6 protein-coding genes are annotated in these 6,235 nt (G+C 68.0%); 2 read left to right on the top strand and 4 right to left on the bottom strand.

The annotated features are described in order from the left end of the window. Positions 1 to 94 precede the first annotated feature (94 nt). Positions 95 to 391 (bottom strand): hypothetical protein, encoded by a 297-nt coding sequence (locus tag CH341_RS26830; RefSeq protein ID WP_111422021.1) that lies wholly within the window; start codon positions 389 to 391, stop codon positions 95 to 97. A gap of 186 nt (positions 392 to 577) precedes the next feature. Between CH341_RS26830 and CH341_RS26825 the strand changes: the two genes are divergently transcribed. After that, positions 578 to 862 (top strand): DUF2312 domain-containing protein, encoded by a 285-nt coding sequence (locus CH341_RS26825; RefSeq protein WP_111422020.1) that lies wholly within the window; start codon positions 578 to 580, stop codon positions 860 to 862. 218 nt (positions 863 to 1,080) lie between these two features. Next, positions 1,081 to 2,049, top strand: coding sequence for a TIGR03557 family F420-dependent LLM class oxidoreductase (locus tag CH341_RS26820; protein WP_111422019.1), 969 nt, complete (start codon positions 1,081 to 1,083; stop codon positions 2,047 to 2,049). Positions 2,050 to 2,107: 58 nt separating this feature from the next. Here CH341_RS26820 and CH341_RS26815 read toward each other — a convergent pair whose 3' ends face one another. The 3 genes from CH341_RS26815 to gltA all read right to left on the bottom strand — a co-directional run bounded on the left by CH341_RS26815 (position 2,108) and on the right by gltA (position 5,719). Beyond that, positions 2,108 to 3,088, bottom strand: coding sequence for a Bug family tripartite tricarboxylate transporter substrate binding protein (locus CH341_RS26815; protein ID WP_111422018.1), 981 nt, complete (start codon positions 3,086 to 3,088; stop codon positions 2,108 to 2,110). Between the two features lie 17 nt (positions 3,089 to 3,105). Further along, positions 3,106 to 3,939 (bottom strand): TauD/TfdA dioxygenase family protein, encoded by an 834-nt coding sequence (locus tag CH341_RS26810; protein WP_245431266.1) that lies wholly within the window; start codon positions 3,937 to 3,939, stop codon positions 3,106 to 3,108. Positions 3,940 to 4,411: 472 nt separating this feature from the next. Beyond that, complete coding sequence (gltA, locus tag CH341_RS26805; RefSeq protein ID WP_111422016.1) at positions 4,412 to 5,719, bottom strand: citrate synthase; 1,308 nt, start codon at positions 5,717 to 5,719, stop codon at positions 4,412 to 4,414. Positions 5,720 to 6,235 lie beyond the last annotated feature (516 nt).

Raw genomic sequence — 6,235 nt, 5'->3', positions numbered from 1 at the left:
CCACCCGCGCCGCTCCGCGACCCGCCCAGGCCTCCGGCAAGACGGCCCAGTAAGCTCCTGCCGGGCGTCGCCGCCGCGGCGCGCGCCCCGCGCGTCAGCGCCCGTCGCGGTCGCGCAGCGCCACCCGCAGCGCATCGGCGACGATGCCGGGCAGGGTGGTGGTCAGCACCGTCACCTTGCCGTCGAGCTCGGCGAGGCGCCGGCCGACGTCGTCGACCTTGCGCTCCATGCGCTCGAGGCGGGCCTCGAGCGCGGCGAGCCGGTCGCTGGTGCGCCGCGTCTCGGAGAGGACGTGGCGCGTCACCATCTTCTCGCCGTCGACCTCGCGCTCCAGGATACCGATGCGGGCGGCGAGCTGGTCGAATTCGTCTCTCGTGATGAGCTCGGTCATGGGGGCCTGCCGAAGGTGTCCACGCGGTGCCGGCGCGGACGGGACGCCGATGCGGCGCCCGTCCTGCGCCGCGTCGGGCCAGGGAAGACGAGCATTAGTAAAACGTCAACCACGGCGGCGTGCTCGGCTTGCCGCGCGGGCCCGGATAGCGCAGTTTTTCACCGTCGCGTTGACCAGGAGTAAACCATGAGCGGATCGGACGTCACGGGTATCGCCGGCGACCAGCTGCGGACCATCGTCGAGCGCATCGAGCACATCGACGAGGAGATCAAGGAGCTGAACGAGGCCAAGAAGGAAATCTTCCTGGAAGCCAAGGGCAACGGCTTCGACGTGAAGATCCTGCGGGAGGTCATCCGCATCCGCAAGCAGGACCAGAAGGAGCGCGACGAGCGCGAGACGCTGCTCGACCTCTATCTGGAGGCCATCGTCAACGCCGCCGTTCCGGCGGCCGCCAAGAAGAAGGCCGCCTGATCGGGCCTTTGTGCGCGATCCAGCGCCTGGACGACCAAATCCCCGGCCATGCCGGGGATTTTTATTGGTGCCGATGCGCCTCCCGGCACGGCGGTATCATGTCGGGGGATCGGCCGGCACCCGGACCGCCGGCGCGAACCTAAGACGCCCGAGCACGTTGGCAGAACGGTGCGGCCACCCGCGCCTGTCTCCAATCCCACGCGCAGGGCACGACCGACATGATCAAGCTCGGCTACAAGCTGATGTCCGAGGAACACGGACCCGCCGACCTCGTGAAGAATGCCGTCGCGGCCGAAAAGGCCGGCTTCGACTTCGCCGCCATCTCGGATCACTTCTCGCCCTGGCTCGACGAGCAGGGCCATGCGCCGCTCGCCTGGTCGGTGCTCGGCGCCGTCGCGCAGGCGACCGAGACGATCGGCCTGATGACGGCCGTGACCTGCCCGACATTCCGGTATCATCCCGCCATCATCGCCCAGGGCGCCGCCACGGTGGCGCTGCTCTCCGGCGACCGCTTCACGCTCGGCCTCGGCGCCGGCGAGCGCCTCAACGAGCACGTGATCGGCGCCGGCTGGCCCGGCCGCCTGGAGCGCCAGGAGCGGCTCGCCGAAGCCCTCGACATCATCCAGGGGCTCCTGGCCGGTGAGCTGACCAATTACCGCGGCCGCTATCTCACCCTGGACCACGCCAAGCTGTTCGATCGGCCGAAGCGCAAGGTGCCGGTCGTTCTCGCCGCCGGCGGGCCGCATGCGGCGGAGCTGGCCGGCCACAAGGCCGATGGGCTGATGGCCACCGACTCCGACAAGGTGCTGGTCGAGAGCTATCGCAAGGCCGGCGGCAAGGGACCGCGCTACTGCGAGGTCTCGCTGTGCTGGGCCGAGCGCGAGGACGAGGCCAAGACGACGGCGCACAAGTATTTCCGGTGGTCGGCGAGCGGCTGGCCCGTGATGGCCGAGCTGCCCGACACCGAGGGCTTCGCGGCGGCGAGCGAGAGCGTGACGCCCGACGACATCGCCGGGAAGGTGAGCTGCGGCCCCTCGGTCGACGCGCATCTGAAGGCGATCGACGCCTACGTGAAGGCTGGCTTCGACCACATCGTGCTGACCCAGATCGGCCCCCGGCAGGACGGCTTCATCGACTTCGTCCGCCGCGAGCTCGCACCCGCCCTGAAGGCCAAGAAGGCGGCGTAGAGAGACGGCTTGGAGAAGAGCGAGCGGCAGCACTGCTGTCGCTCGATGCGCCGGCCGGTCAGTTCGACGGCTTGATGCTCGCCTCGGCGACGATCTTGGCATTGTGGAGTGCCTCGGCGCGCAGTGTCTTGGCCATCTCCTCCGGCGTGCCGGTTGCGATCTCGAAGGTCTGCGCCGCGAGACTGCGCGCCACATGGTCGAGCCGCATGATCCGGACGATCTCGGAGTTCAAGCGGGCGATGGTGGCCGGCGGGGTGCCGCCGGTCGTGTAGACGCCGAACCACGATGTCACCGGCGGCATGCCGACGACTCCGAGTTCTCGCAAGGTCGGCACTCCCGGAAGATATTTCGTCCGCTGCGCATCGGTGATCGCGATGGGCACGAGCCGCTTGTCGTCGACGAAACCGATCACGGCGTTGAGGGGCGCCATCATGATCGGAATATGGCCTGCGGCGAGATCCGAGACGGCCGGCTGAGTGCCGCGATAGGGAACATGCACCAGCGGAATGCCCGCCGCCCGCGCCAAGAGCTCGCCGGCGAGGTGGGGCGGGGAGGCGATGCCGGGAGAGTTGTAGCTCGCGCCGCCGCTCGTCCTCTTCACGGCTTCGACGAACTGGGCGAAGTCGCGCGCCGGGAACGATGGATGGACGGTGATCAACGTCGGAGTGCTGCCGAGCGCGACCACGGGGGCGAGGTCCCGCCAGATGTCGATCGGCATGTCGGTGCGCAGGGCCGGCAACGTCGCCAGCGTGTTCGATCCGATCATCAGCGTGTGGCCGTCGGGGACGGCGCGGGCGACGACCTCGGCCCCGACCATTCCGGACGCCCCCGGCCGGTTCTCGACCACGACCGTCTGTCCGAGAGAGACTGCCAGCTCGTGACTGATGGTCCGCGCGAGAACGTCGAGCGTGCCACCCGGCGGGAAGGGCACGACGAAGCGAAGCGGCCTGGTCGGGAACGGCTCCGGCGCGGGCGCCTGGGCACGGGCGAGGGTCGGCATGGCCGCGACGAGCATCGCGGCGAGAAATCTGCTGATCATGGTGCGTGTCCGGCCTCTCAAGCGGCGATCGGCGGCGTGGTGCCTTCGATCTGGACCCGGAATCCGGAGCGGACGTTCGGCCAGTAGTCCCAGACGGCCTTGTGATGCGTGCACCTGTTGTCCCAGAAGGCGATCGAGTGCGGCCGCCAGCGAAAGCGACAGGTCCATTCCGGCTTGTTGCAGTGGTCGAACAGGAACTGCAGGATGCGGTCTCCCTCCAGCCGCGGAAGCTCGTTGATGTGGGAGGTGAAGTCGGTGTTGACGAAGATCACCTCGCGGCCCGTGACGGGATGACGCGTGATCACCGGATGCACGGACACCGGCGTCCCCGGTCCGAACACGCGCCTGCCGTCGTGCGTCGCCGTCAGGCCGCGCAGATAGACCTTCATGTTGGGCGAGAGGGCCTCGTAGGCCGCGTACATGCTGGCGAACATGGTGTCGCCACCGCCGTCCGGCGGCACCGTGTGATTGTAGAGAATGCTGCCGAGCGGCGGAATCTCGGCGCAGGACTGGTCGGAGTGGAAGTTCTCTCCGGAGATCTGCTTGGACGTCTCGTCATAATGGAACTTCCGAACCAGCTCGTTCGCGGTGCTCTTGCTGATGGTCGAGGCGCCGACATGGCGGCCGAGCGATCCGAAATAGCTCGCCAGCCTGATCTGGTCATCGAACGAGATCGGCTGGTCGCGAAAGAACAGAACCTGATAACGTGCGAAGGCGTCGTGGAGCTCGCTCACCTGCTCGTTGCCGAGGGGGCGGGTCAGGTCGACGCCCGAAATCTCCGCGCCGACGTGCGGGCTGACGGGCGAGGCTTCGATGGCGTTGTAGAGATTGGATTTCGACGACGAAGCCACTTTGGCAATTTGTGGAAGATGGGCGGTTCCACTCATGTCTGCTCGCTCTTTCGGGGGCAAGGAGGGGCGAACGTGACCTTCGAGCGTTCCTCGGAGCTTCTTATCAGCTATTATGGTGATGATAGCTGCGCTTCGAACCCTCGTCCTGATCAAAGAAACGCTGTTCCGCTCAAATAATGCGCTGCCCCAACACTATAGGCGCCCGATAACGTCCTGATTTGTTCGATATTGAACAGATGACGGTGGCGCCGGCCCGGCTGTAAGCTCCAAGCATCGTCTCGGGTGCTGGAGCGGCTGGGGTGCTGGAGCGGCTGGAGCGGCTGGGGTGCTGGAGCGACGAACGCTGTCGGCGCTGGTCGTACAGCGTCGAAGGCGCGGCATCCTGCCTCGGGCGTGCGAGCCCGGAATCCCGAATGTCGGTCGTCGGCGGAGCGGGCCGGTCGTCACCGACCCGCTTCCGATCATCGATGGCTCAGCCCCGCTTGGTCACCGGCACGTAATCGCGCCGCGGCGAGCCGGTGTAGAGCTGGCGCGGGCGGCCGATCTTCTGGCCCGGGTCGGCCAGCATCTCCATCCACTGGGCGATCCAGCCGGCCGTGCGGGCCATGGCGAACACGGCCGTGAACATCGCGGTCGGGAAGCCCATCGCCTGGAGCGTCAGCCCGGAATAGAAGTCGAGGTTCGGGAACAGCTTCTTCTCGATGAAGTACTCGTCGCTGCCGGCGGCGCGCTCCAGCTCGAGCGCCACCTGGAACAGCGTGTCCTCGACGCCGGTCTGGGCCAGCACCTCGCGACAGATCTCGCGCATCACCCGGGCGCGCGGATCGTAGCTCTTGTAGACCCGGTGGCCGAAGCCCATCAGGCGGAACGGATCCTCCGGATCCTTGGCGCGGGCGATGAACTCGGGGATGCGCTCGGGGCGGCCGATGTCGGCCAGCATCCGCAGCGCCGCCTCGTTGGCGCCGCCATGCGCCGGCCCCCACAGGCAGGCGATGCCGGCGGCGATGCAGGCGAACGGATTGGCGCCCGAGGAGCCGGCGAGCCGCACCGTGGAGGACGACGCGCCCTGCTCGTTGTCGGCGTGGAGGATCAGGATCTTCTCCAGGGCGCGCGCCAGCGCCGGGTTGACCTGATACTCCTCGAACGGCACGGCGAAGCACATCCGCAGGAAGTTGGCGGCGTAGCCGAGGTCGTTCTTCGGATATACGAAGGTCTGGCCGGTCGTGTACTTGTAGGCCATCGCCGCCATGGTCGGCATCTTGGCGATCAGCCGGATCGACGACACCATCCGCTGGTGCGGATCCTCGACGTCGATGGAGTCGTGATAGAAGGCCGACAGCGCGCCGACGCTGCCGACCATCACGGCCATCGGATGCGCGTCGCGCCGAAAGCCCTGATAGAGGCGCACCATCTGCTCGTGCACCATGGTGTGGCGCGTCACCCGGTAGTCGAAGTCGCGCTTCTGGGCCGCGGTCGGCAGGTCGCCGTAGAACAGCAGGTAACAGGTCTCGAGAAAGTCGCCGCGGGCGACCAGATCCTCGACGGCGTAGCCGCGGTAGAGCAGCGCGCCGGCGTCGCCGTCCACATAGGTGATCTTCGACTCGCAGCTCGCCGTGGAGCTGAAGCCCGGATCGTAGGTGAACACGCCGGCCTTGCCGTAGAGCTTGCCGATGTCGAGCACGTTCGGCCCGGCGGAGCCGTGGCGGAGCGGGAAGGCGTGGCTCTTCCCGTCGATCGTGAGAGTCCCGGTCGGCGCGTGCGCGCCCTGATCAGCGGCCATTGTCGGGGGATTCCATCCTGAGCGGTTGACGGCGGTCGAGGAGGCGGCACGTCGCGGGTCGCTGGCGTCGCGTGTCCCGGGCCACCCGAAGCATGCGTGCGGCGCATCTTACCTGGGCGCGGGCCGGTGCCAAGCCGCAAGGTGAGCGAGATGGATTGGTGCGGTGCAGCAAACGACGCGGAGGCGGGCTGCCGCTGCCCGGGGCCGCGGGTTCGTAGGGGCGCGCGCCGCGACCAGGACCGCGCTTCCCATCGTCGCGTCCGATCGCCCGCGGCGGCGGGACCGGCCTCGGGCGACGCTCGCCCCGGCCGTCGCGGCGCTCCGGCCCGGCTACGATCTCGACGAGCCGGGCTACGCTTGCTGCGATCGTCCGGACGATATGCCGTGACGAGCACGGCCGGCCGGCGTTGATCATGGTCCGTAGCCCGTGTTGAGCGAAGAGACTGGGCAAGAAATCCGCTTCAGGCCTGGAGGGCCGAGAGTGGTCGCCGGCGGGCTTCGGTCGAGGCGATTTCG

This window comes from Rhodoplanes roseus (assembly GCF_003258865.1).
GTDB classification, from domain to species: Bacteria; Pseudomonadota; Alphaproteobacteria; order Rhizobiales; family Xanthobacteraceae; genus Rhodoplanes; species Rhodoplanes roseus.
Note: the sequence above shows the minus strand (reverse complement) of the source record. Positions and strands in the feature narration are given on the sequence as shown.

Excerpts from the sequence above, each read along its gene's own strand:
- CH341_RS26815 (WP_111422018.1), bottom strand. The coding sequence starts at position 3,088 with ATGATCAGCAGATTTCTCGCCGCGATGCTCGTCGCGGCCATGCCGACC.
- CH341_RS26820 (WP_111422019.1), top strand. The coding sequence starts at position 1,081 with ATGATCAAGCTCGGCTACAAGCTGATGTCCGAGGAACACGGACCCGCC.
- gltA (WP_111422016.1), bottom strand. The coding sequence starts at position 5,719 with ATGGCCGCTGATCAGGGCGCGCACGCGCCGACCGGGACTCTCACGATC.
- CH341_RS26830 (WP_111422021.1), bottom strand. The coding sequence starts at position 391 with ATGACCGAGCTCATCACGAGAGACGAATTCGACCAGCTCGCCGCCCGC.
- CH341_RS26825 (WP_111422020.1), top strand. The coding sequence starts at position 578 with ATGAGCGGATCGGACGTCACGGGTATCGCCGGCGACCAGCTGCGGACC.